Here is a 23,743-nt window from a genome sequence, read left to right on the forward strand (position 1 = left end):
CAAACCAAATCAAAAAGCCCCCGCCCCAACCAGCTACGCACAATTTGCGCACGGCTGGCTGAGGCGAGGGCATCGCGGTACCACTCAGCTTCTCTGTCTTCCTCACGAAAAACAGACTTAGGCAGTTCACTATGAAACTCCCGTCCGATAACGAGGACGAATTCGTTGTCCTATACTCACTGGCTAGACAAGCTGATTTTCCAGGACAATGCTCCAAGGTGATTTTCAAAACAGGCTTGCGGCCATTCTTTCAGCACGGGGAACGGCTCTCTGCACGCTGCTTACTGTTTCTACTCTTCCTTTTCAACGCTCATACATACGAACTATTCGAATTAGTTAAACATTCTACGCCGAAACCCACAAGTTGTCAATCTTCTTGTTATTTGGCAGGAAAGCAATGACAAAAATCCGAATGGATACACAAGCAATCGATCGGAGGTGACTTTATTGAGAAGCTACAGCCGCGAACAACTTCACTCTTCTAACGAGACAACTGCGCAACACAAAACTTTTTCGGGACAAAAGCAAGCACACCTTCTCTCTCTGGCTTCCAGAGACGCACTCGCACCTGCACAGGTCATGCAGCTCCAACAAAGCATGGGCAATCAAGCAGTCCTACAATTGCTTCGGAAAAAAGTGATTCAGCCTCAGAAAAATGAAACAGGCATGCCCGATACGCTGAAATCTGGCTTGGAAAGACTTTCTGGAATTGATTTGTCTGATGTAAAAGTACACTATCAGTCGGAAAAACCGAAGCAGATCGGGGCGTTGGCCTACGCACAAGGCACTGATATTCATTTGGCGCCCGGTCAGGAACAGCATCTTCCCCACGAAGGCTGGCATATTGTCCAACAGATGCAGGGACGTGTAAAGCCTACGCTGCAAATGCAGGATTCAGGTGTTGCGGTTAATGATGAGGTGGGGCTAGAAGACGAAGCCGATCAGATGGGGGCCAAAGCTTTGCTGGTGGGTGATCCTGTAATTGATTCGGGTGATTCTCAAACTCTTGCAACTATTTCACCGCCAGCCAGCAAACCGATACAGGGAGTTTGGGCGACGATACCGGGTATAGCGAGCAAGGTTAATTTAAAAACGTTGACAGGAGAATTTTCCGCATCCGGCAAACAGCTTTACTTGCTTTCTGAAACCCGACAAAAATACGAGGAAGTTTCCAAAATAGGTGATGAACTGATCGTCAAGCCTTACGTTGAACCGGTTACTGCCTCCAAAATCCGTCCTTTTTATCAAAGTTGGACTCCTGCCCAGACGACCAACCTATCCATAGACAGTGGATTTGGGCCAGTAGGTGCTATGCATAATCGTAGTGCCCCCTATCTAACGTCCAAGCAAGAGGATTTTGGAGGCGCGAAACTAAGGACTACTTACAAAGATTTTATCAGGGGATTACGAGACGGGAGGAATACATCAAAAGACGATGCTACTCTGGCAAGAGCCCTACTCAATGAAGATATCACCCTATTAGATTCCGACCTGCAAAAGCGAGCTGCCGCTATGTTGAGCACAACCGTTAACCTGGCGGAAGAATGGCGAAAGCATGGGGCAAGCAAAATTTATCGTTCACTCCTAAGGCGAATCATAGCGGAAAAAGCCACTTTTGATGACTTCTTACGAGATTTTGAATTCATACAAAGCGCTGATGCAGGGCGTCAACAGGTAGCTCGTTATCAAGATTATTTCGATGGGGAAATGGACTACGAAGATTTGACTCCCAGAGATCAAGCGATAATCGATCATATGTCCCCTATCCGTGAAGACGATTTCAGCTCGGATGATGAACAACGTGAGGAAAAAAAGCTGAAATCGAAGGAACGGCTATTTGCAAAGCGCTACCACCAAGAAGATGAGGATGATGGGAACAGCTAGCTCACGTCAAGTTCCCGCCCCTCCGATAACAGCCACGACATCGTAATCAGTAGCGGCACACAACAAAAAACGGGTTCCCTTTCGAGCGATTGCACTCAAAACGGTACCCGTTTTTCTATTCCCTACATCCTATACAGCTTCGTAAATTGCTTCGTAACGCTTGCCGATTTCTTCATCAGTCAAACCAGCTTCACGCAGACGGCCGATCAGTGCATTTGCCCAAATCTCAGTGCGCTGCGCCATTTTCGCGTATTTTTTCGCTTCCTTGATTTTGCGCTTGGAGCGATCTTCACCGTTTGACTTGAGGTTGTCGAGGATGAACAGCATGTGCATCGTATCTTCCTCGTTCAACGTCTGCCAGCTATCGTTTAGAAACGCAGTTACCTTTTTGTAGTAGCCATCAAACTCGTCAAAAGAAATCTCAGTATCCATGTTGAGATATTCTTTCATTTTTTCAAATAGATCTTGCATCTAGCGTCACAACTCCCTCATTATTCTCCGCACTATTATAACAAAAACAACGCTGGACAGGAAGTTGCCATTATCTGTGAGGCTTTGAGAGACACCCGACACCCTCTCGCAAGCATGCATCCTCTCTCGTAATGCTCTATAATAGGGAAATACTGAATTGCTTTGAGGAGAACGGAACAGATGACAACGCATAAAAAAGAACAAGACGCCAGCATCCGTGTCGGCCAGCAAATGACGCTCACGATCAAGAGCTTGGGCATTAATGGCGAAGGGATTGGCTATTTTAAAAGAAAAATCGTTTTCGTAGAGGGTGCCCTCCCTGGCGAGGTCGTCCATGCTGAAGTGACCGAGGCAAGGGAAAAATACGCGACCGCGCGTCTTTTACGAGTTGTTGAAAAATCAGCATCTCGCACGAAGCCCCCCTGTCCAGTCTATGCGGAGTGTGGCGGATGCAGCTTGCAGCACATGGATTATGCCGCACAGCTCGCGAGCAAGCAGGAAATCGTCATCGAGTCACTGCGCAAGTACGCTCGACTGAATCAGCCACCAGTCTCCCCTACGATCGGTATGGATAATCCGTGGTCGTATCGAAATAAAGCACAGTTTCAGGTGGGCAAGGAAAAAGGCAAGCTCATCGCTGGACTGTATCAAACAGGCAGCCACAAGCTCGTCAACTTGGAAGGCTGTCAGGTGCAGCATGAAGCGACAACGAAAATCGTCCAGACAGCGAAGCAAATCATCGAGGAGCTCGGAATTCCGATCTACGACGAGAAAAAACGGACGGGCGTCATCCGCACGATCGTAGCTCGGGTTGCTTTTGCTACGGGCGAAACGCAGCTAACACTCGTAACGGCTACCCCAGAAATTCCACGGGTGAAAGAGCTGCTTTTGGAGCTCCGTACGAGACTGCCCGAGCTGGTAGGCATCGCGCAAAATGTAAACACGCAAAAAACGTCACTCGTTTTTGGTGACAAGACAGTATCCTTATGGGGCAAGGCTTCCATTGCTGAAAAGCTGGGTGAGCTGTCCTTCGACTTGTCGGCTCGTGCCTTCTTCCAATTGAATCCCGAGCAGACACAAAAGCTGTACAATCAGGTGAAAACGGCTGCTGGACTGACCGGAAAAGAACTCGTGCTCGATTTGTATTGCGGGACAGGGACGATTGGCTTGTGGCTCGCTCCTTATGCCCGCGAGGTTCGCGGGATCGAGCTGATTCCAGAGGCTGTCGAGGATGCCAATCGCAATGCAGAGCGTAACCAAGCAGCGAACGCCAGCTTTCACGTGGGGCGTGCCGAGGTCTTAATGCCAAAATGGGCTAAACAAGGGACTCGACCGGATGTCGTCGTAGTGGACCCGCCGCGGACTGGGCTGGATGATGCGCTGATTCGTTCCTTGTTGGATGTGCAGCCGAAGAAGATTGTGTATGTGTCTTGTAATCCTTCTACGCTGGCGAAGGATGTTGGGAAGCTGATGCAGCGTTATGAGTTAAAGAGTGTGCAGCCGGTGGATATGTTCCCGCATACGGCGCATGTGGAATCTGTGGCTTTACTGGTGAGGGACGTGTAGGCCCCAAATAAACCCATGCTATTCATAATAAACTCGTGCTAAAAATTGAATAAAGACGTGATAAAATCCGGGAATGGATAAAGGGGAAAACCCAGAGCCATCAAGCCATTCCCCTGTTTTTGTATCAAAATAATATACACTACCTATGGAGGGTAACGCCTCAATAATTTGGAGGATATATGTTAAAAGAAAATATTTTAATAGATGATATTCCTGCTATTTTGTGGGGAAACGACAGCACGGAAATATTTATTGCTGTACATGGCAATATGTCTTCAAAATCAGATATTCCGATTCGTATTCTAGCCGAAAAAGTTGTTCCATTGGGCTATCAAGTGCTCAGTTTTGATTTGCCTGAACACGGCGATAGAAAAAATAGTTCTAAGCTTTGTAAAGTGCAAAACTGCGTTTCTGATTTGAAGAAGGTTTTTGAATTTGCACACACGAAATCAAATACTATCAGCCTATGGGCAAATAGTATGGGAGCATATTTTAGCTTGTTAGCTTATAAAGATGAAGTTTTAAAGCAAAGCCTATTTCTTTCACCTGTTTTAGACATGAGCCGAATGATTCAAAATATGATGAAATGGTTTGATATTACAGAAGAACATCTGTGCAGAGAAAAAGAAATATCTACACCTATTGGTCAAATCCTATATTGGGATTATTACCAGTATGTTATCAAGAATCCAATTATAAAATGGGATTCTCCAACTTCAATTTTATATGGAAAAAAAGACGAACTGTGTGAGTATGATGTCATATCAACATTTATCACAAAATTTAATTGCAATCTTGCTGTTTCAAATGCTTCCGAGCATTATTTTCACACAGAAGAAGATTTGACTATTTATGGAAAATGGCTCGAAAAGAATATCTTTTGATAAGAGCACGCTTAGATATTAGATAATCTGAAATCAAGAGACTACGTTTTTAGGTTGACTTCCATGACCTACAGACTTAGCCTCTTTTTTATCATGTCTATTCTGAAGTTAAACTCTCTTTTGCCAATCATTAAATAATCTCTAAAATAGGGGGCTACATGATAAAATACAAAGGACGGCTGTCTCAGCCGCCCCGAAAGTGAGCAAATGCCATTCCTTTGGTTAAGGTTTGTACTCCCTGTCACCTCGACACATGTGGAGGCGGTTTCGTTGTTGACAAAGAAATAAGATTTGGATGCTAGATTCACCATTAACTAATACGGTAAAACCCAAGCTGATATATTGCTTGGGTTATTATTTTTCTTGTGACCTTGCTCCTGTACCCTTGACCTTCACACGATGTGATGGTTTACACTTTGTGATAGTAAATCAGCAAGAGGTGATTTTTATCCATATCAGTGAATTGTCTCGCAAAACCGGCGTGAGTCTTCGTTCGCTTCGATATTACGAGGAAAAGGAATTATTGACCCCAACTCGCTTAGAAAACGGCTATCGTCAATACACTGAATCGGAAATTGAGCGAGTCAGAATGATTCAGCTTTATTTTAGCCTCGGTCTGGGTGTTAAGGAAATCAGCGATTTTTTTCATTGCACATCGAGTGCGAATCTCAATTATCAATGTCTGCCGAATGCGATACAAGTTGGTGAAAAAAAGCTGAAAGAAATCAGAAATCAAATCCAGATTTTACGAATGGCCGAAGTGCATTTGGAAGATTGCCTTTCAAGTTGGAAAGAAATCCTGCGTAAAGGAGACAGCTTAAATGAATAAACAAATGGATCAAGCAAATCAGCGGCTTGCCGTAGTGACAGGAGGGAATCGCGGCATCGGAAGGGAAATTGCTCGACAACTGTCTGTAAAAGGCCTGCAAGTGTTGATCACAACTCGGGATGAAGAGAAAGGGCGGCAAACCGTTGAAGAGATGCGTAAAGAAGGTCTATCGGTCGTCTATCAAGTAGTCGATGTAACTGATGCAGAAAGTGTCAGGCAGATGGTCGAGCGAGTAAAAAGTGACTTTGGCCGACTTGATGTGCTCGTGAATAATGCTGGAATTATTCTGGATAGGGGCGTCTCCGTTCTAGATGTCGGAGAATCAGTCATGAGAGAGACATTTGAGACTAATTATTTTGGTGCATTACGGATAATTCAAGCTTCCGTTCCGTTGATGAAAGAACATAGGTATGGCCGTATTGTCAATATCTCTTCAGGGTTGGGAGCCTTTGATATTCTGCAAGGACTCTTGGGGCTTAAAGGATCGTCATCCGCTTACCGAATCTCAAAAACCATGCTCAATGCCTTGACATGCCTGGTTGCACAAGATGTGGCTGATATAGGGATCAAAGTTAATGCCGTTTGTCCAGGCAGGGTACAAACCGATATGGGTGGAGAAGACGCTCCTATAACGGTCGAACAAGGTGCAGATACGGCTGTTTGGTTAGCAACGATGGAGAAAGATTGCCCCAATGGAGGCTTTTTCCGTGAACGGATGCCAATTGCTTGGTAGATTTTTTATTTGCATAACTTAAGAGCAAATGCCATCCCTTCGTTTAAGCTGTGTACTTTCTGTCAGCTCGACACATGTGAAGAGTGTGGTTCTTCTTGTGAAGACAGTGTAGTTAAAGAATAAACCATTCGTGGACATAAATAACTGAGATTTATTGTAGCAGAGGGCCTCCCTCTGCTTTTTTTATGAGACTATAATCATATTAGGGATGAAACTACCTTGATTTCGTATATAGACCAATAGCATGACGACAAGTGAGCAGCGAGGTTTGTGGTGGTATGTTTACTTACGGAACAATCTATGCCAATAATGAGCTAGAAGTTACGCATAATTGTTAATAAAAGAGTAACTGCAAACAATAGAAATGGTGATCATTAGGAGTAGATATCAACATTAATGTTTTACAGAGCCATAGGCCTAACTGCCGCAAATACTGGTAGAAGGCCTTGAGAACATAGGAGGATACATGTCCTGGAGCAAATTGAAGAAACAACTGGAGAGCTTTCTCTGTCCTGCGTTACATGGAAGGGTCGAATACCGTGCAACCGGTTACCGTTATTTACCTGATAAATCCGGAATTTGTTATATTGCCGTAGATAAAAAGAACGTACTTAATATGAGTGATATAACTAGCTCAATCAGATGGTATCAGACGGAGCAGGAAATTAAGAATGATTCAGATATCCAAATTCCTATCAACAAGGAAGAAATTGAAGCAGTCAGAAAAGATACCAAGGGGAACGTACCGGAGGATCGTCTAAAAGTAATTGCAAGAAGTAGAAAAATATCCGAATATGCAAAGGAGCTTTTGTCAGTACAGGCATCATTAAGTAAATCAAATTTTATCGTTGTGGCTAATCGGTTTTTATCTATTTCTATAGAGGAAAGTATAGAGAGCAATGATATCTTATTGAATATTCTAGCCTTGGTGGACAGAAGGGTTGGAAAAAAGAGGATTTTAAATATGTCCGAGAAGATGAAATTAAAGCATCCAATTGTGCAGTATTTTTATGAATTACGGCTTAGTACATTATGAAAATAAATATGTCAGGAAGTTTCTTGACATTACTTCAACTTAAATGAGTATCTAAAAAAACAGGAAAGCACCCAAGCGTGTATGCTTTCGTGCTTTCCTATTAACCAAAATATTAAGACGAAAAGTACCCCTTTTTAAACAATTCGTACCATTGATTCAATTCCTCGCCTTCCAATACCCCCAATCTCTCCAAAATATGTCTTGAAAACTCCAATGCACCGCTTCCATTCGCAGTGATGAGATTCTCGTCTCGGATTGACTGACCCTCTACATAATGTTGATCTCCTCTGTAGTTCGGAGCTCCTTCCTTCAAATAAGCTAACGTATTGCCTGTATGTCTATGATTGTCCAAATATCCGTGATTCCCTAAAAAAGTCGTAGCATCACAGATGGCAGCGACAGGAATATCCTTGCTCACACAATAATCAACCACTACTTTTGCTTGCTGATTCTTTTCTTCTCTCCATCCCGTTCCGCCAGGTATGATTAACATGGCGATATCCACATTCGGATTGAATTCGTTTACGCTATAATCTGGAAGAACCGTTAACCCCCCCATCGAAACTTTAGGTTCCTGATCAATGGCGATTGTCTTTACACGATATCCTGTTCCTGGCTTGTTCAGCTCTGAACTGACGTAACTTGCCTCCCAATCAGCAAAACCATCCGTAATAAAAATGAACACTTCCTTCAAAGTGATTCCCTCCCTGTAGCGTTTTGTACAAATGAATTGTAAACCAACATCACTGACAGTTATGGTCAGGAAAGAAAACGGCAATCACATGAACATCTTGCAGCGATCAAGATGAAAACAGAAAACGTAAAACCATCAAAGAAATAATGCCCACGAGTACAGTTGCCATTAAACTACGTGTTTTTATCGCAATGAAAAAGGTTGGTATGGCTGCTAAAAGTTCAACGTTATTTGTAGAAAAAGAAATCTTTTCACCATGTTTAAATATCTCTTGAGCTACGAGAGCAGCCATAACAGATATGGGGACATAGCTTAACCATCGTGTTGCCCACTCTGGCAATTGAAAACGACTCAGTACCATGAGAGGTAGGACTCTAGGGATGAATGTAACAATAGCTGCTCCTGCAATCATCAAAAAAACATCCAATCTTACTTCCATTTTTCCATCACCATCCCTATCGTTGAAGCAAAAATTGTAGCAACAATAACTCCCATACTGCCAGACAACACTGAACTGGTTCCCACAGCAATAACAACTGCGATTATCGCAACAACCACATCACGTCTAATTTTCTTTCGACTTAACATCGTAAGTACCAGAAGTCCAATAAACATCGCTGTTAAGGCAAAATCCAAACCAAATTTTTCAGGATTTGAAATCCATTGTCCGAAGAATGCTCCGGCTATATTGGCTACGCACCAGTTTAGATAAGCCGTTATGTTTAGACCGTGCATCCATTTTTCACTAATGTAATTCTTTTTTGCAGCTTCGTTGATGGCAACACCAAACGACTCATCGGTCAGTAGAGACCCTACCAGCATGTTCCTTAGCGGAGAAAGATGCCGAAAATATGGTGCTAGGGCTGCACTAAGTAAAAGATGCCGAAGATTAACAAAGAAGATCGTAATAATAATGGTGGTAATCGAACTGCTTGCTGCCATCATTCCGGCAGCGATAAATTGGGCTGAGCCAGCATAAAGAATTAAACACATCAGGGCTATCTCAGCGATACTAAGACCCGCTGTCCTTTCGATAACACCAGCAGCAAATCCAATACTTAAATAACCGAGCAATGTAGGGACACAATCCTTTACACCTTGGCGAAAAGTATCCTTATCTCTTGAATCTGCTACCGTTTCGATTTGGTCGTTTGCTAAACCCATTTTATCCCTCCGTAGTCTTATTCATATTCAAGGAGTTATTATTATAACTACTATGAAAAAGTGAAAGAAAATACGGTTCAAATTACTTGAACCGTTTTCCTGTAACCACTTGGAACAGGTCAGGATGGTTAATCCAGAGAGCTTCGGCTTTCTCGGGGCCAATTTCCTTAACTAATTGTGCAAACATAATGTCGTGCCTGATGTACTCTATTGCTACTAATACAAGTGCTGGGTCTTGTGTTTTTATAGCCCATGCAGCGGTACTTGGAGCGAAATTTGCTATTAATACTTCTTCATTGTCCCGGGAGACAATGGTTAAACGGCCACTCATACGTTCCTCTGCTACTTTTGGAGACATGTAATTATGATGAGTGGTTACACCTAACTCGGTATCAGGTGCTCCAAACAAAATGGAAAATACAGGGACACCCTCTTTTACCCGCTTATCTACACCCTGTTTAATAAAGGAAACCTGTGGTTGCCAAATCGATAACCATAGTTCTTCTCGGGCTTTGTTTATCATATCGACCATTTCTGTGATAACCAGTTCATCACTACTAATACGTCGAACCACATCTACTTGCTGTTCACTTTCTAATGCAGATAGATTTTTTTCAAGGTAATCAAATGATTGCTCGAAGGAATTACGCAATCGAGCGATTAATTCTTTAGCTGGCAAAGGAGAGTAGGTCAAAGGTTCAGATGGTACCGTATAAACTGCTCCTTTATCTAACAATTTCCCTAATACTTCATAAATCATGGAACGAGGTACACCCGATCTTTTACTAATCTCATATCCAGTTATAGGCGACTGCTTCAAAAGCCCGATATATGCTTTGCATTCATATTGTGAAAATCCCAATTTCTGAAGTTCTTTATAAAACTCATCCAAAGAAAACCACCACCTTGAATACGCATCTTTAGTGATTATAACAATAACCTCTACTTTCTATGGTGGTTATTATAATAATCACTAAGAATATAGTCAATAATTTAAGGGGGGTTTACTTAAATTGTATAGCAGAGAAAACAACGAAAGAAGTGATATACGATGGATGTAGAAACGGTCATGCAAGAGCTTGAGGCTCTCGGCAAGGAACGAACCAAGAAAATTTATCTATCCAATGGCGCTCACGAACCACTTTTTGGCGTGGCTACAGGCGCTATGAAGCCGATGGCGAAAAAAATCAAGATCAATCAACCCTTGGCTGAGCAGCTTTACGCTACCGGGAACTACGACGCCATGTACTTTGCCGGTGTGATTGCAGACCCAAAAGCAATGACCAAAGCCGATTTTGATCGATGGATAGATAAGGCCTATTTTTATATGCTGTCCGATTATGTGGTTGCAGTAACCTTATCTGAAGCAGATATTGCCCAAGAAGTTGCCGATCAATGGATTACAAGCGGCGAAGAGCTCAGGATGTCTGCGGGCTGGAGTTGTTACTGCTGGCTTTTGGGTAATCGCCCAGATCGTGAATTTTCCGAAAGCAAAATTGCCAATATGCTTGATACTGTGAAAAATACGATTCACGATTCACCCGAACGAACGAAATACGCTATGAATAATTTTATTTACACCGTGGCTACTTCCTATTTGCCACTCCACGATAAGGCGGTCGAAATCGCAAAGGCAGTAGGTCCGGTAGAAGTCCAAAAAGACAAAGCAAAAAGTAAGTTCCTAAACGCTTTTGATAATATTCAAAAGGCAGTAAGTAAAGGTCAGCTTGGCTTCAAACGGAAACATGTGAGGTGTTAATTCCCCGTTGGTTTCTCGTAAGGAAATAGTATGGACACGGAGTAGCCCTTTAGAGGTTGCTCCGTTTTTTTGCGAGCAAGTCGAAGACGTTCTATTTGTAATAGTAGGCGAATTTAAAGGCGATACTGGTCGTGTAGAGGCTTTTTTCTGACAAGCGAGAGCAAACTCCTTCTGGAGACCGATGTCAAAATACATCGACTGCGGGATGTAACCACTCTCCGTTGGTATATTATGGTACTTAAGTTTCAAAAATAAGATACGAGGAGATGTATTCCGTGAAGACGTTAATCGAATTCAAAAAAGTAACGAAAGAATACAAAATCGGAGAAGTCCCAATCAAGGCACTGAATGGTGCTGATTTTTCCATAGCAGAGGGAGAATTCGTCGTTATTTTGGGTGCAAGTGGGGCCGGTAAAAGTACGATTTTGAATTTGTTAGGCGGAATGGATACGGCTACCTCAGGTCAAGTATTTGTTGGCGATCAAGAAATCACCAGGTTCAACGAAAAAAAATTAACGCAATACCGCGGTGAGAAAGTCGGCTTTGTCTTTCAATTCTATAACTTAATTCCGAATTTAAACGCTCTCGAAAATGTTGAGTTTGCTACGGAAGTATGTAAAAACCATCTGGATGCGAAAGAGATTTTACATAAAGTTGGATTACAAAATCGTATGAAAAACTTCCCTTCCCAGCTCTCTGGTGGCGAACAACAAAGAGTTGCGATCGCGCGAGCTGTTGCCAAAAATCCTTTGCTTTTACTTTGTGATGAACCAACCGGAGCATTGGATTATATGACAGGTAAGTCCGTCCTAAAGCTTCTCCAGGATTTGAACAAAGAAACGAAAAAGTGCGTCGTCTTGGTCACACATAATTCTGCTATTGCTCCTATGGCTGACAAAATTATTAAGGTGAAAAGCGGAATGATTGAAAGCGTTACCATTAATCATGAAAAGCAAAGTGTGGAAGGGATTGAGTGGTGATAATGAAATTATTTTTAAAATTAGTAAGGGATATAAAACAGTCGATCGGGCAATTTATCGCCTTTGTTTTGGTTATCGCAGTAGGAGCCTTTTTCTACGGGGGGCTAGTAACGTATAGCAATAATCTTAGTGCTTATACAGAAGGTTATTTTAAAGAACATAACGTAAGCGACCTACATGTATTTTACAATCAAATTTCCAAAAATGATGTCGCTGTTTTAAGTGAAATAGAAGGCATTAAAAAAATGGAAGCACGTTATACCTTTGATGCCACGCAAGCCTTTGAAGATGTAAAAGCTTCTTTGAAAATTCATTCCATCCCTGTCAAAAACGAAATTAACACGATTGCTATGATTGAGGGCAGAATCCCGTCAAAAAAGAATGAGATATTATTAGATTCTCGTTATGCGAAAGAACATCTTTTTCAAGTCGGTGATGAAATCAGTATTAGCGTCAATGAAAGGAATTTTACATTTACCATTAGCGGCTTGGGTGAGAATGTTGAACATGCAAAAAAGAACGAAATACAAGACCATAAAACCTACGGATTCGCTTATATTGCCGAAGCAACAATTTCTGAAATCTTAGGTGGCCTTTCCTATAATGAAATCATGATCGATGCTGCAGAAGGTTACGATATTGATAAATTAGGTCAATCCATTGAAGCACAATCCAAACATCTTACTTATGTAAACCAAGTCAGTAAAGAACGGACTTTCAGCTATTCGAAAATAAATGAAACGATCCAGAATAATCAATTGATGAGTATGGTTATCCCTTTCGTTCTCTTTTTGATTGTAGCGATTATCCTGTATCTTACCATGTCGAGAATGATTGATTCTCAAAGAAACCAAATAGGGATTATGAAGGCTTTAGGTGTTAAAAACAGAAGCATCATGCTTCATTACATGGGATACCCTGTGCTGGCAGGTATCATAGGCTCAATCATCGGTTGTACGATTGCCGCTCTCGTATTTGTTCCATTCGTAACTGCATCGAGTGCAAGAGCCTACTCTCTGCCTGGCATTACATACTCCCTTTCTTTTTATTCTTTCATTCCTCCCATTATTTTCTCCAGCGCTTTTGGAATCCTAGCGTGTTACTTCAGTGGAAGAACCCTGTTAAAAGAACGTGCGGCTCAGGCTATGCGTCCCAAACCGCCAAAGAAGATGAAAACGCTGTTTATAGAAAGAATTCCGGGTATTTGGAGTCATATTTCCTATAGCTACAAACTCATTTTGAGAAATATTTTCCTAAATAAACAAAAAGCTATAGCGAGCTCAATTGGTGTTGTTGTAAGCACGGTCTTATTGATAACGGCTTTTGGCACTCAATCTGCCCTGCAAAAAGTAGCGAGCCAAATTGAAGATGTCTATACGTATGATTTACGAGTAGATTATACGGTGGGAACATCTACTGATACGGTAAAGCTCCCCTCCGGTATGAAAAATCATTATTATTTATCCACCTTTCCTGTTGAATTCATAAAAGGTGATGAAAAAGATAATGCCACTCTCGTTGTTACTGAAAAAGAAAACACTCTCATTCAATTCTTTGACGAAAATGATAATCGGATCACTTTAGATAATAATGGTGTGCTGGTACCCAAATCCTACGCCGACAAATATCATATTTCAGCAGGAGATATCATCCAAATAACGTTCAAAGAACCAGCCCTTACAAACAAAGCTGTAGATATGAAGGTTTTACATATATCTACGCAGTTTTCGAATCCTTCGTTTTATATCACACCGGACTATTTAAAGAGCTTTGGCATAGACTACAGTCCAACCTCCCTTTTCGTTCAGGCAAATAGCTCTGTAGATCTTATAAGCGTTCGTAACTTCTTTGAACAAGATCCTCATGTAGAAACCATTGCAGATAGAGATGATCTAAAGAAAACCGCTGAATATATTTTGAAACAAAACAATTTTGTATTTATCATGTTTATTGTTTGCGCGGTTATCCTCTCTTTTGGCGCGATCTACACGATCTCTTCCATCAACATTTATGAAAGGAATCGCGAGCTTGCAACACTTAAGGTTTTAGGCTATCAAAAACATAAAATAAACAGGCTTATCTTTTTTGAAAACATGATACTCACTACATTTGCGATCCTTGTAGCTTTACCGATAAGTGGCTATGTTTATTCCATGATTGTCAAAGCACTGTCCAGTACCCATCAACAAATCCCGGATCAATTAACGATTCCTATCCTATTGGTTTCTGTTATTCTTGCCTACTTGCTTACGATTCTGTCCAACTTGCTCCTTCAAAGAAAAGTATCCAACATCAATATGATTGAATCCTTAAAAGGAGTAGACTAAAACTATCGACTAACTGCTTTACGTGCCTGTCTTGCGTGTATTGTTTTCATGGCAAATCTGGCTATTGGGTGGGCAATCAATATTTCAACCCAAAATGCGATACCAAAGTTTCTCGGCCAGTTATGAAGGAAGTTTCGAAACGGTTCCAGACTTATTTCCTTCGTGCCAACCCACATTCCGATAATGGACAACAAAATAGATAAGATCGTAACATTTAGCAAAATATTTAGTAACACTCTGGCATTAAACCCATCTGTCTGTCCCACGAATTTTGGCATCACTTTGCTTACAATCGGTCCGGCAACCAGTTTTACCAGTAGAACAACAATGACCCACATAAAAGGGATTATCTTTACTGTGTCTAAATAAACTTCTTTGCTAAACCCACGTTCCAACCCAACTATAATAGGCGCAATAATGTTTACGGAGAGGATTGAAATAATCAATAAAAATAGGATACCCTCTTTTCCGTTTCTAGGAAGTCTTGTTTCTGCATGCATATCTCATCATCCCTTCTTTTTAACACTTTGCTATTATAGTGATTGCAAACCTCTCTTCATAAGTGAACATTTCGTGAACATTTTTAGTGGATTTGGCGCAATTGGCAAGGGGAGCATTAGATGCCATTCCTTCGTGAGAATAGAAAGCAACGAGTCCTCTCTGTCACCGCAGGGAGGATTTTTTCGTCTCTAGAACATCACAACTCGATCAGTTATAATGAAAAACAACCAAAAATAGGAATTTTAGTGAAAATCAGTACGTACTCATACCTCTTACTGGGAAGGATTGATTCTCTTGGATACACAGATCATCGATATAGGCGTAAACCTGATGCACCGCTCCTTTCACCAAGATCGCGATGAGGTCGTTGCCAGAGCAGAGAAACAAGGCATTTACCCATTAATTTTGACAGGGACAAGCTTGAGAAACAGCATAGATGCTTCACGCTATGCGAGTCGCAACAAAGGAAAGCTGTACTCCACAGCAGGTATTCATCCTCACGATGCAAAAAGCTGTGATGAATCGACGATCAAGAAATTAAGAGAACTGGCATCTCTTCCCCATGTGGTAGCGATTGGAGAGTGCGGGCTGGATTATAACCGTGACTTCTCCCCTCGTGATATTCAAAGAAAGTGGTTCATCGAACAAATTTCCCTGGCCACAGAACTTCAACTGCCGTTGTTTTTGCATGAACGCGATGCTCATCTTGATTTTGTCTCGATTCTCAAAGAGCATCGTCAAAATATCGATCGCGGGGTTGTACACTGCTTTACCGGCACCTCCAAGGAATTGGACACCTATTTAGAAATGGACTTTCATATCGGGATTACGGGATGGATTTGTGATGAAAGACGTGGGAAACATCTTCGGGAGCTTGTGAAAAAGATTCCTTTGAATCGTTTGATGATTGAAACGGACGCGCCATTTTTAACTCCTCGTGATTTAAAAGAAAAGCCTGTGGATGGTCGGAATGAGCCAGTGTATCTGAGACATATATTGCACGCGGTCGCCCAATGCATGGGATTGAGCCCAGAGGAAGTGGCCAACGCTACTACCAAGACTGCGAAAGAATTTTTTAACGTATAGGTAGTTTTCGAAAGAGGGACTCGTGCCCTCTTTTTCATTTTGTGACAAGGCAATGAATATAGAGTATTTCACAAAAACGTCGCTTTACGATTGTTAAAAATAGATTTAAATTACAAATAATGGATGAAAATAAAAGAAAGGTGGTTTGTTTATGCTTAAAAAAAGTATGGCTTTAAGTCTAGGTCTTTTCTTAGTTGTCCTGTCTTTCACACTTCCTACTCAGGCTGCAGAACCAACGCTTTCGAACTCGTCCGAACAAAATACTTCATCCTATTCACCACTAAAACAATCCCTATCAGCGAGCGCCTCTTATGGAGAGAAAATGTGGATCAAAAACAATCAACTGGTCCCGCAAGGCTGGGTGATTACCGACAGTACTAGCACTCAATTCGAAATTACATGCGTGATTGGAGCTACGTACAGATCGACACTCTGGATCAAGTACAACCAGCGGATTCCCGACGGATGGGCTGTTATAGATGGCAGTGGTACTTCTCTTCAAATAATTTATACACAAGGCGCAGGTTACGGAGATAAACTGTGGGTACGAAACAATCAAATCATGCCCCAAGGATGGGTCATTACAGATAGTACAACCGATAAATTTGAAATTACGAGTATTCAAAAAGCGCCAAAGGGAGCGAAGCTATGGATCAGGTATAATCAACAGATTCCAGCAGGCTGGGTTGTTACCGATCGGTTTAACACAAAAATTCAAATCACTTTTATGGGCTAGAGACCGCTACTAGAGTGGGACGTGACTAATCTGCGTCCCGCTTTTTATTACGGCTGTTTTTTGGCTCATCTAATTTTTTACAACTCGATTACATCCCCATGCTATGCTTTACGAGAGGTGATCCGGGTCATGGGGAGAGCTCCGCTTTGCATCGGAACCGGATAAAGGGACAACAGCCCAGCTGATCTTCCCCGCCTACTAGACCTATACGATAGAGCAAAGACACCTGACTGATTATCCGGGGTGTCTCATTTTTTTCATGAAAGTGAAAGATTGTCAGCAGCTACTCCGTCTATACAGTGACAAGGAGGTGGAACACCAGTGGATGATCATTTTGGCGCACGAATTGAGCAGTGGTTTCTTACATACAGCCAAGATGTATATCGGTTTCTCGTCTATTATACGGGACGAACAGACATCGACGATCTGGTTCAAGAGACCTTTATTCGTGCCCTGAAAGCTATGCAGGGAACAGAGGTTGAGAATCCCAAAACGTGGCTGTTTGCCATAGCACGAAACATAGCAATTGATGAAAGACGCAAAACAAAGCTAATCAGCTGGTTGCCGGATATCTTCTTGCAGCATCTCGTCTCGCACGACAAAACACCGGAAGAGTCGCTGATGTTAAGTGAAAACAAGCGTCTACTCTATGAAATGATCAATCAGTTAAAACCTTCTTATCGGGACGTGTTGATACTCAGAGGGATCAAGGGATTATCGAGCAAGGAGACTGCGGAGGTTTTGGGATGGACGGAAGCCAAGGTCAATCTTACTTTGCACAGAGCAATTAAAGCGATTCAAAACAAGATGCATGTTTCGATTGCGGAGGTGATGAACGATGCCATCCTGTGATGAGCAGATCATTCTGGAAGAATTGAATCAATTCCCGGAGCAAATCCTTTCCCGAGAACGAAGCCAAGCAATATTAAAGGGTGTGCGAGAAGAAGGAGGTAGACTTCAAAAAGTGAACAAACGAAGAATGTACTATGGCTGGATGGCAAAAGGGCTGATCACCTGCGGCCTGTTGCTCGGTTTTTTCTGGATGAAACCATTTTCTACCCCGGCAGAATCAACGAGCAGTGCAGCTTTAACTCCCGAAGAGCAAAAGTATTTTACGGCTGCCCAGCAGGCAATCACTACGGCGAGTGGCATTGAGAAGAACTTTCCTTTTGAAGAGATCGAGAAAAACGAAGAGTCCTTTGCTGTACAGACAAAGGATGACGCAAGCTGGGTGCTTTTTAAGCCTGATACGACAGAAGTTATTGCCCTCAAAGCAACTTTTGCCATCCATGAATTGACGGAGCCTTATCATAAATATGTAGAGACTGCACGAAATGCCTATAACAATACGAAACAACCGATTAACTTCGAAACAGCCGAATTCGTTAAAAGAAAAGACTTAGCCATTCTAAGCTTTGAGTTGGAAAAAGATCAGGATGTTAATGTTGATTTATCTACAAACAAAGTCCTTGATTATACCTTGAATTACAACCCTAAGGATGCAGATCAAAAGTCTCTGTACATCGCGCAAAAAGCTTTGACGCGCTTCTCCAAAAAAAATGGTCTCTCCTTCACCCTAGCCATCAAATCATCAGATGCGAAAGAAGATAGATGGACGTTTCACAACGAGCACGAGAGATATTCGGTGGAAGTCGGAGCACAAACAGGCCAAGTATATGATGTGCAGTATGTAACGGACCACATCATTATCAAATCAATCGACGAAGCAATTCCCGTCACAAAGCCGCTTATTCAAGATATTTTTGGCATAGACACCACTGGGTATAAGGCTTACGGCGGCAAGGATTGGGGCGGCTATATATTGAGAAGTGACAGTCCTGGCAAACCACGTTTATCCATAAAGCTTTTTGATAGGGATGTTGGAACTGTTTATGGGATAGGTATAGAAAGGGACTGACTTGTCTTGGTCATAGCCAGGAGCAACGGGTTCTATATCTCGTATATGGAACCCGTTATTTTTTACTTCGTTAGTCGATTCACAGCTTCATTTTCAGCCCCTCATGCGTCGCTTTAAAACCTAATCGTTCATAAAAGCGCAACGCATCTTCTCGTTGTTTATCTGTCGTTAGTTGAAACAGATGGCAGCCCCTCTCCTTCGCCCGTTTAATCGCCCATTCGATTAACTTGCTCCCAACTCCTTGACCCCTTTCCGTAGATGCAGTCCGAACCCCCTCAATCGTCGCTCTCCAGCTACCTTGATGTGTTAGATAAGGCGTAAACGTAATCTGTAGAACACCAATAATTTCCTCATCACGGCACGCCACAATCAATTCATTATTGGGGTCTGCATCAATGGATTCAAACGCTTTTATGTAGCTTTCTGGTAGCGGCGTTTCGTAACGCTCTCTCGTCTTGCCTAGTTCATCGTCCGCAAGCATTTGCACAATTCTATTCAGGTCTTTTGCTGTTGCGACTCGAAAATGAATCATCGTCTACCTCCAATTAGATCCGTTGTGGGATTATTCTAACATCTTACAAGAAAACCCCTTTAGCTAAAAGGGGGTGGGGAATTCATATATTTTTACTTGCACGTATTTCTTCTATTTGGATTCAAAATCAGCGCATCATCGTCCAGCTCAAACAATTTATCCAACAGCGCATCCATGCCATGCTCCAATTTATATTCCATCTCTTCTTTATACAAAGGAATCAAGAAATAGGCATGAACCTTGTTCCCATCCTTGGTGGGAATGACGCTGATCTCTTCGGATAGCTGAAACAGAACGACTCCATTTAAGCCCGTGCCATCCGCATACGGTTCATAGTTCTCATAATTCGGTATCGTATGTCCGTATCCCAACCATGTATTGTACTGGTGAGGAAAACGAGCCATTTGCTTCATCAGCCTGATCGGCCAGTAGTTGTTTTCATCCTGTAGTGACTCTTGTGTCAGCTCCCAGGAAGCAGGCAAAAACATCATCAGTTCTGCCCGATCGAAATTCTCTTCCATCTGCTCCTGTATTTCATCCGGGATCGTCATCGGTAAATCACTCATCCCAGTCGTATACAGAACCCAAAATGGTTCTTCTTCTGTAGGACTCATTACATTCACATCAATATGTATCATATCGGAAATAATTTCGTGAAAAACACTGCTTTCTCTTCCCGCAAATACTGTTTCAAAGTGGGCAACAATTTCTTCTACATATTCCATGGGAGCTGGCGGTTCGTAATCAGCTTGTTCGTTATATGTGTAAATCGTGGTGCCGTCCTTTGACTTTTCTCCGTTGTTCGTACCGCCGAATAGCTTCTTGAAAAAATTCATCGCAAATCCTCACCTTCTCATCATTTAGACGCAGGGTCCTCTCTATTGTATCGGCATGAGATACCTCCAACATTTACCTTATATTCGCAATTCTTGCAAGAGAATTTCGAATCAACTTTCACAAAAAAGAGAGGGTGATTAGCCCCCTCTTGCTAACACTCCTTATACCAACACTTGCAAATGCTCCCGTCCATTAAAAGCGACTAAGTCTTCTCCCTGCTTAACGCGACTAACCAAGTCAGGATTGGCCAGGAATGGCCGTCCGAATGCCGCCACATCCATTATTCCATCCTGTACAGCCTGCTCGGCACGATCAGGAGTTAAATCGCCCACGCCTATGATGATGCCATCCCAGTATTGGCGGACGAGCTCGTGCAGTGTTTTGCCTTCTGCAATCACTTGATCAAAATTCATTGTGGAAGGATGAAGCATCGTTAATCCCGCTTCCTTAAATGCCTCTACGAAGGTTTGAACAGCCGCGACTGGGTCCTCCCACATATACTCACGCTGATCATCCTTCAACGCCGAGAAGCGCATAATCGTTCTTTCAGCACCCACTTCGGAAATAACTGCTTTCGCCACCTCTTTCATGAAGGTCAAGCGTTGGCGCAAATCTCCGCCGTATTTGTCTTGGCGGTGGTTGGATGTATCCGAATTAAACTGATCAATCAAATAGCCATGTGCACCATGAATCTCAACGCCGTCAAAGCCTGCCATCCTTGCATGGCGAGCAGCCTGCGCATACTGCTGAATCACTTCTTGAATATCGGCGAGCGACATCTCTTCCGGGATATCGTAAGGTTTGCCCAAGCGATGGACATGACCCTCTGCTCGCAGTGCAGAAGGAGCTTGCGGGGGCAAGCCTCCAGCGATTTCATGGTGTGACAGCCGTCCGACATGCCAAATTTGTGCAACAATCACTCCCCCCGCCTGATGAACTGCGTCTGTGACCTTTTTCCAGCCTTCTATTTGTTCCATGGTAAACAAGCCTGGAACACCCTTCGTTCCTTTTGCACGAGGACTAATGACGATTCCCTCTGTTATAATCAAACCCACACCGTCTGCTGCTCGCTTCCGATAATATTCGACGACCTCAGGACCAACTACTCCCGTCTGGTCATCTGCGAAGGTGCGTGTCATTGGGGCCATTGCGATTCGATTGCGCAGCTTCTATGCGAATCGGTTGCAGCAATTCTTGGTTTCCCATTTTCATTTTCCTCTCTCCCATCCTTACCTGTCATTTTCTTACATCGTATAGGATCGCCAGCTGCTTTTACAGATGACATGAAAGGAATTATGCTATTTTCCCCTTGAAAACAACGGTATTATGGAGATAATTCATGAAAAGCAAAGGGGAGTATGCGAATGGATCAAGTGGACAAGGAAATACTCATGATTTTGCAGGAGAATGCCCGCATTTCCATGACGGAATTAGGGAAACTGGTCAACCTGTCTCAACCGGCTACCACGGAAAGAGTTCGCAGAATGGAGGACAAAGGCGTCATCATGCAATATCGTGCCATTCTCGCTCCGGAAAAAGCAAATAAACATATCACTGCCTATTTGCTTTTTCATACAAAACGCTGTGAAAAATTTATCGAGTTTTGCAAGGAGTATCCAGATGTGTTGGAGCTGCACAGAATCAGCGGACAATACAATTACCTGCTGAAGGTCGTCACTTCTTCCATGCAGTCCTTGGAGGCGTTTATCAATGCCAGCGGGGAACACGGGGATTCCACGACTTTAATCGTCATGTCCTCACCAATCGAACAGAAAAAGATCGTTCCTTCTGTGATCGAGGAGTGCTAAACAGCCTGTCGGCTTTTTGCGTGCCATGACTGATTAAACCTTTGCTTGTTATATAAACGACTTGGCCGTACATAAAAATTACCAGAAGCTAAGAGCCAATGTGCATAGTTAGAGGATGAACCTCAAATTAATGTTGATATCAAAAAGGAGATTCCTTATGGACACGAGAATCCCGGAAAACGTTAGACTTTTATTGCACGGCTATACACAACGACTCATGGCGGAACTGCCTGATGTCATCTGCGGTGTGTATTTGTATGGTTCGATTGCTCTATCTGGCTTCGAGGAAGATAACAGCGATATTGATTTTGTAACACTCTTGCATAGACGATTAACCAATGAAGATACAGAAACCCTCAAGAACATTCATCATGCTCTCCAGAACGCCAGCCCACTAGCCAAAAGAATGGACGGCATGTATATCCAGCTGGATGACATCGGTAAAACCAATCCATCCTTGGCGCCTTATCCTTACGTTGACAATGGGACATTCAAATCATCCGGCCACTATGATGTCAATCATGTGACGTGGTGGATCCTCAAGCAACAGGGCATTACCGTTATGGGGAAAAGTGTTGAAGCATTACACATCTCTACCCAGTGGTTGGATGTCGGGGAAACGATGAAATACAATGTACATGATTATTGGTCGCCAAAAGGAAAAAGCATGCTGAAATTCTTGCTCGATGGATGGGTAGATTTCGCCGTTTTCACCTTATGCCGAATCTATTACGCGCTCATCCATGAGGACATTATTCCGAAGAGAAAAGCCGTAGAACAAGCCCTGCAAGAACTCCCCAGTGAATGGCATCTTTTACTGAAGGAATCCTTGCGAATACGCTACCAACCAAACGAACCATCTTTGTTTTCGAACAGAATCAAGCGGGCAAAGGAAACTCAGAGATTTATACGCTATATCTGCGAGCTGTGGCCTAATCAGACGGAATAACAACAGAATCGTCTATACAAGGAGGGATTTTTATGGATGTTTCAGCATTTTCAGCAAGGAACAAACCCGTTCATCCTCCCACTTTTACAACTTTGCAAGAATACGTACTGTACAGTAACGACACCAGCTTCTGGATGCCCTACATTGCTGACATCCTGAAACGTCACGGCCTGTTCGAAGCAGATCGAGAGCTGGTGGCTGGGATCGGCGGGACGTATCCATCCTTTCTATACGGCGATGTCGTAGTCAAACTGTTCGGATACTTGCAACCATGGCGCAAGAGCCATTCTGTTGAACGCGCTGCACAGACCTTGCTCGCCAACGACCTGGAAATTGCCGCACCCAGACTGCTTGCCGAAGGGTACCTGTCCGATGACGCCAACCATCCATGGCCATACTTGATTACCACACGCATGTCTGGCGTTTCCTGGCAAAATGCCAAGCTAACTTACGAACAACAGCTCTCTGTCGCTGCGGACTTGGGAAAACAAATGGCGAGAGTCCATGCGCTACCTCCAACCGGGATCGCTACACACGCAGACTGGGCGGACATGGATGTGATTGCGGCTGCAAAAAAAAGCTCGTTGCCGCCGCATTTGGTTTCCCAAATCGACGATTATCTTGCGAGGCTCGGACCGTTTGATCCTGTCGTCGTCCACGGTGACTTGATGTTCCGTCATGTATTTGTGGAGAATGGCCGTCTCAGCGGAATAATCGATTGGGGCGATATGATAGCGACAGATCGGCACTATGAGTTCGCCAAGCTGCACCTGGATTTGTTCGATTGTGACAAGACCTTGCTGAAAGCATTTCTCGAGGCAAGCAATTGGCCGATGACCACCGATTTTGCCCACAAAGCGATGGCGCAAGCCCTCTATCGTCAAGCACATGGGCTTACGCAGCACTATTCCATGGACGTTTTCTACATGCTTCCTGATCGTTTTGCCTTTGCAAGATATCCGCACACTCGAGGATCTCGCAAACGAGCTATTCGCTATTTAACCAAAGAAAGCATCCAGTGAGCCGAAGCTCTACGGCAAAGCCGCTTT

24 protein-coding genes, 1 pseudogene and 1 other annotated feature are annotated in these 23,743 nt (G+C 43.0%); of the genes and pseudogenes, 16 read left to right on the forward strand and 9 right to left on the reverse strand.

Annotated features, from left to right (window positions below; translation table 11 throughout):
* Positions 1–56: 56 nt before the first annotated feature.
* Positions 57–316 (reverse strand) — a binding site (T-box leader).
* Between the two features lie 131 nt (positions 317–447).
* Positions 448–1,884: an eCIS core domain-containing protein gene (locus EL268_RS25100; RefSeq protein ID WP_197724034.1), complete on the forward strand. Its 1,437-nt coding sequence runs from the start codon at positions 448–450 to the stop codon at positions 1,882–1,884.
* 129 nt (positions 1,885–2,013) lie between these two features.
* Here the strand turns inward: EL268_RS25100 and EL268_RS25105 are convergent, their stop codons facing one another.
* Positions 2,014–2,355, reverse strand: coding sequence for a hypothetical protein (locus tag EL268_RS25105; RefSeq protein ID WP_047073653.1), 342 nt, complete (start codon positions 2,353–2,355; stop codon positions 2,014–2,016).
* Positions 2,356–2,535: 180 nt separating this feature from the next.
* Here EL268_RS25105 and rlmD point away from each other — a divergent pair, with 180 nt between their 5' ends.
* From rlmD to EL268_RS25130, 5 genes are all read left to right on the forward strand, one after another.
* The gene (rlmD, locus tag EL268_RS25110) at positions 2,536–3,921 is read left to right on the forward strand and encodes a 23S rRNA (uracil(1939)-C(5))-methyltransferase RlmD (protein ID WP_106654240.1); all 1,386 of its coding nucleotides are present in this window, start codon (positions 2,536–2,538) and stop codon (positions 3,919–3,921) included.
* A gap of 179 nt (positions 3,922–4,100) precedes the next feature.
* Positions 4,101–4,805, forward strand: coding sequence for an alpha/beta hydrolase (locus tag EL268_RS25115; RefSeq protein WP_106654239.1), 705 nt, complete (start codon positions 4,101–4,103; stop codon positions 4,803–4,805).
* 346 nt (positions 4,806–5,151) lie between these two features.
* Positions 5,152–5,634 (forward strand): MerR family transcriptional regulator, encoded by a 483-nt coding sequence (locus EL268_RS25120; RefSeq protein ID WP_232030057.1) that lies wholly within the window; start codon positions 5,152–5,154, stop codon positions 5,632–5,634.
* Positions 5,627–6,367 carry an SDR family oxidoreductase gene (locus tag EL268_RS25125; RefSeq protein WP_106654237.1) on the forward strand — a complete coding sequence of 247 codons (741 nt, stop codon included), beginning with the start codon at positions 5,627–5,629 and terminating at the stop codon, positions 6,365–6,367. Before EL268_RS25120 ends, EL268_RS25125 begins: the two co-directional genes overlap by 8 nt.
* Before the next feature lie 466 nt (positions 6,368–6,833).
* Complete coding sequence (locus EL268_RS25130; RefSeq protein ID WP_106654236.1) at positions 6,834–7,403, forward strand: SF0329 family protein; 570 nt, start codon at positions 6,834–6,836, stop codon at positions 7,401–7,403.
* 112 nt (positions 7,404–7,515) lie between these two features.
* On the opposite strand, the gene EL268_RS25135 is transcribed toward EL268_RS25130, so the two are convergent.
* The 4 genes from EL268_RS25135 to EL268_RS25150 all read right to left on the reverse strand — a co-directional run bounded on the left by EL268_RS25135 (position 7,516) and on the right by EL268_RS25150 (position 10,153).
* Positions 7,516–8,097 (reverse strand): type 1 glutamine amidotransferase family protein, encoded by a 582-nt coding sequence (locus EL268_RS25135; protein ID WP_106654235.1) that lies wholly within the window; start codon positions 8,095–8,097, stop codon positions 7,516–7,518.
* Positions 8,098–8,203: 106 nt separating this feature from the next.
* The gene (locus tag EL268_RS25140) at positions 8,204–8,536 is read right to left on the reverse strand and encodes an AzlD domain-containing protein (protein ID WP_106654234.1); all 333 of its coding nucleotides are present in this window, start codon (positions 8,534–8,536) and stop codon (positions 8,204–8,206) included.
* The gene (locus tag EL268_RS25145; protein ID WP_106654233.1) at positions 8,527–9,261 is read right to left on the reverse strand and encodes an AzlC family ABC transporter permease; all 735 of its coding nucleotides are present in this window, start codon (positions 9,259–9,261) and stop codon (positions 8,527–8,529) included. The genes EL268_RS25140 and EL268_RS25145 overlap by 10 nt, the downstream gene beginning before the upstream one ends.
* 82 nt (positions 9,262–9,343) lie before the next feature.
* Positions 9,344–10,153: a TrmB family transcriptional regulator gene (locus EL268_RS25150; protein ID WP_106654232.1), complete on the reverse strand. Its 810-nt coding sequence runs from the start codon at positions 10,151–10,153 to the stop codon at positions 9,344–9,346.
* A gap of 159 nt (positions 10,154–10,312) precedes the next feature.
* Between EL268_RS25150 and EL268_RS25155 the strand changes: the two genes are divergently transcribed.
* From EL268_RS25155 to EL268_RS25165, 3 genes are all read left to right on the forward strand, one after another.
* Entirely contained in the window at positions 10,313–11,020 is a 708-nt protein-coding gene (locus EL268_RS25155) for a DNA alkylation repair protein (protein ID WP_106654231.1), read from the forward strand.
* Between the two features lie 275 nt (positions 11,021–11,295).
* Positions 11,296–12,000: an ABC transporter ATP-binding protein gene (locus EL268_RS25160; RefSeq protein WP_106654230.1), complete on the forward strand. Its 705-nt coding sequence runs from the start codon at positions 11,296–11,298 to the stop codon at positions 11,998–12,000.
* Between the two features lie 2 nt (positions 12,001–12,002).
* Complete coding sequence (locus tag EL268_RS25165; RefSeq protein ID WP_106654229.1) at positions 12,003–14,327, forward strand: ABC transporter permease; 2,325 nt, start codon at positions 12,003–12,005, stop codon at positions 14,325–14,327.
* Positions 14,328–14,329: 2 nt separating this feature from the next.
* Here the strand turns inward: EL268_RS25165 and EL268_RS25170 are convergent, their stop codons facing one another.
* On the reverse strand, positions 14,330–14,827 hold the full coding sequence (locus tag EL268_RS25170) for a DUF2798 domain-containing protein (protein ID WP_106654228.1): 498 nt from the start codon (positions 14,825–14,827) through the stop codon (positions 14,330–14,332).
* Positions 14,828–15,113: 286 nt separating this feature from the next.
* Here EL268_RS25170 and EL268_RS25175 point away from each other — a divergent pair, with 286 nt between their 5' ends.
* The 4 genes from EL268_RS25175 to EL268_RS25190 all read left to right on the forward strand — a co-directional run bounded on the left by EL268_RS25175 (position 15,114) and on the right by EL268_RS25190 (position 18,568).
* Positions 15,114–15,914: a TatD family hydrolase gene (locus EL268_RS25175; protein ID WP_106654227.1), complete on the forward strand. Its 801-nt coding sequence runs from the start codon at positions 15,114–15,116 to the stop codon at positions 15,912–15,914.
* A 151-nt stretch (positions 15,915–16,065) separates the two neighbouring features.
* Entirely contained in the window at positions 16,066–16,650 is a 585-nt protein-coding gene (locus EL268_RS25180) for a hypothetical protein (RefSeq protein WP_106654226.1), read from the forward strand.
* A 321-nt stretch (positions 16,651–16,971) separates the two neighbouring features.
* A complete protein-coding gene (locus tag EL268_RS25185) occupies positions 16,972–17,502 on the forward strand; it encodes an RNA polymerase sigma factor (protein ID WP_106654225.1) in 531 nt (176 codons plus the stop codon).
* On the forward strand, positions 17,489–18,568 hold the full coding sequence (locus tag EL268_RS25190; protein WP_106654224.1) for a hypothetical protein: 1,080 nt from the start codon (positions 17,489–17,491) through the stop codon (positions 18,566–18,568). The genes EL268_RS25185 and EL268_RS25190 overlap by 14 nt, the downstream gene beginning before the upstream one ends.
* A 79-nt stretch (positions 18,569–18,647) precedes the next feature.
* Here the strand turns inward: EL268_RS25190 and EL268_RS25195 are convergent, their stop codons facing one another.
* The 3 genes and pseudogenes from EL268_RS25195 to EL268_RS25205 form a co-directional block, all read right to left on the reverse strand.
* On the reverse strand, positions 18,648–19,100 hold the full coding sequence (locus EL268_RS25195) for a GNAT family N-acetyltransferase (RefSeq protein ID WP_106654223.1): 453 nt from the start codon (positions 19,098–19,100) through the stop codon (positions 18,648–18,650).
* Positions 19,101–19,192: 92 nt separating this feature from the next.
* A complete protein-coding gene (locus EL268_RS25200) occupies positions 19,193–19,936 on the reverse strand; it encodes a suppressor of fused domain protein (protein WP_106654222.1) in 744 nt (247 codons plus the stop codon).
* Between the two features lie 162 nt (positions 19,937–20,098).
* A pseudogene (locus tag EL268_RS25205) lies at positions 20,099–21,103 on the reverse strand (alkene reductase); the annotation flags it as partial.
* Positions 21,104–21,301: 198 nt separating this feature from the next.
* On the opposite strand from EL268_RS25205, the gene EL268_RS25210 reads away from it, so the two are divergent.
* The 3 genes from EL268_RS25210 to EL268_RS25220 all read left to right on the forward strand — a co-directional run bounded on the left by EL268_RS25210 (position 21,302) and on the right by EL268_RS25220 (position 23,716).
* Positions 21,302–21,745, forward strand: a complete 444-nt coding sequence (locus EL268_RS25210) for an Lrp/AsnC family transcriptional regulator (protein ID WP_106654220.1) — start codon at positions 21,302–21,304, stop codon at positions 21,743–21,745.
* Between the two features lie 157 nt (positions 21,746–21,902).
* Positions 21,903–22,694, forward strand: a complete 792-nt coding sequence (locus EL268_RS25215) for an aminoglycoside adenylyltransferase domain-containing protein (RefSeq protein ID WP_106654219.1) — start codon at positions 21,903–21,905, stop codon at positions 22,692–22,694.
* A gap of 32 nt (positions 22,695–22,726) precedes the next feature.
* Positions 22,727–23,716, forward strand: coding sequence for a phosphotransferase family protein (locus EL268_RS25220; RefSeq protein WP_106654218.1), 990 nt, complete (start codon positions 22,727–22,729; stop codon positions 23,714–23,716).
* The last annotated feature ends 27 nt before the right edge of the window (positions 23,717–23,743 follow it).

Source organism: Brevibacillus brevis (genome assembly GCF_900637055.1).
Taxonomy (GTDB): domain Bacteria; phylum Bacillota; class Bacilli; order Brevibacillales; family Brevibacillaceae; genus Brevibacillus; species Brevibacillus brevis.

Excerpts from the sequence above, each read along its gene's own strand:
- EL268_RS25180 (WP_106654226.1), top strand. The coding sequence starts at position 16,066 with ATGCTTAAAAAAAGTATGGCTTTAAGTCTAGGTCTTTTCTTAGTTGTC.
- EL268_RS25165 (WP_106654229.1), top strand. The coding sequence starts at position 12,003 with ATGAAATTATTTTTAAAATTAGTAAGGGATATAAAACAGTCGATCGGG.
- EL268_RS25170 (WP_106654228.1), bottom strand. The coding sequence starts at position 14,827 with ATGCATGCAGAAACAAGACTTCCTAGAAACGGAAAAGAGGGTATCCTA.
- EL268_RS25195 (WP_106654223.1), bottom strand. The coding sequence starts at position 19,100 with ATGATTCATTTTCGAGTCGCAACAGCAAAAGACCTGAATAGAATTGTG.
- EL268_RS25105 (WP_047073653.1), bottom strand. The coding sequence starts at position 2,355 with ATGCAAGATCTATTTGAAAAAATGAAAGAATATCTCAACATGGATACT.
- EL268_RS25200 (WP_106654222.1), bottom strand. The coding sequence starts at position 19,936 with ATGAATTTTTTCAAGAAGCTATTCGGCGGTACGAACAACGGAGAAAAG.
- EL268_RS25125 (WP_106654237.1), top strand. The coding sequence starts at position 5,627 with ATGAATAAACAAATGGATCAAGCAAATCAGCGGCTTGCCGTAGTGACA.
- EL268_RS25155 (WP_106654231.1), top strand. The coding sequence starts at position 10,313 with ATGGATGTAGAAACGGTCATGCAAGAGCTTGAGGCTCTCGGCAAGGAA.
- EL268_RS25190 (WP_106654224.1), top strand. The coding sequence starts at position 17,489 with ATGCCATCCTGTGATGAGCAGATCATTCTGGAAGAATTGAATCAATTC.
- EL268_RS25115 (WP_106654239.1), top strand. The coding sequence starts at position 4,101 with ATGTTAAAAGAAAATATTTTAATAGATGATATTCCTGCTATTTTGTGG.
- EL268_RS25145 (WP_106654233.1), bottom strand. The coding sequence starts at position 9,261 with ATGGGTTTAGCAAACGACCAAATCGAAACGGTAGCAGATTCAAGAGAT.
- rlmD (WP_106654240.1), top strand. The coding sequence starts at position 2,536 with ATGACAACGCATAAAAAAGAACAAGACGCCAGCATCCGTGTCGGCCAG.
- EL268_RS25220 (WP_106654218.1), top strand. The coding sequence starts at position 22,727 with ATGGATGTTTCAGCATTTTCAGCAAGGAACAAACCCGTTCATCCTCCC.
- EL268_RS25210 (WP_106654220.1), top strand. The coding sequence starts at position 21,302 with ATGGATCAAGTGGACAAGGAAATACTCATGATTTTGCAGGAGAATGCC.
- EL268_RS25215 (WP_106654219.1), top strand. The coding sequence starts at position 21,903 with ATGGACACGAGAATCCCGGAAAACGTTAGACTTTTATTGCACGGCTAT.
- EL268_RS25130 (WP_106654236.1), top strand. The coding sequence starts at position 6,834 with ATGTCCTGGAGCAAATTGAAGAAACAACTGGAGAGCTTTCTCTGTCCT.
- EL268_RS25140 (WP_106654234.1), bottom strand. The coding sequence starts at position 8,536 with ATGGAAGTAAGATTGGATGTTTTTTTGATGATTGCAGGAGCAGCTATT.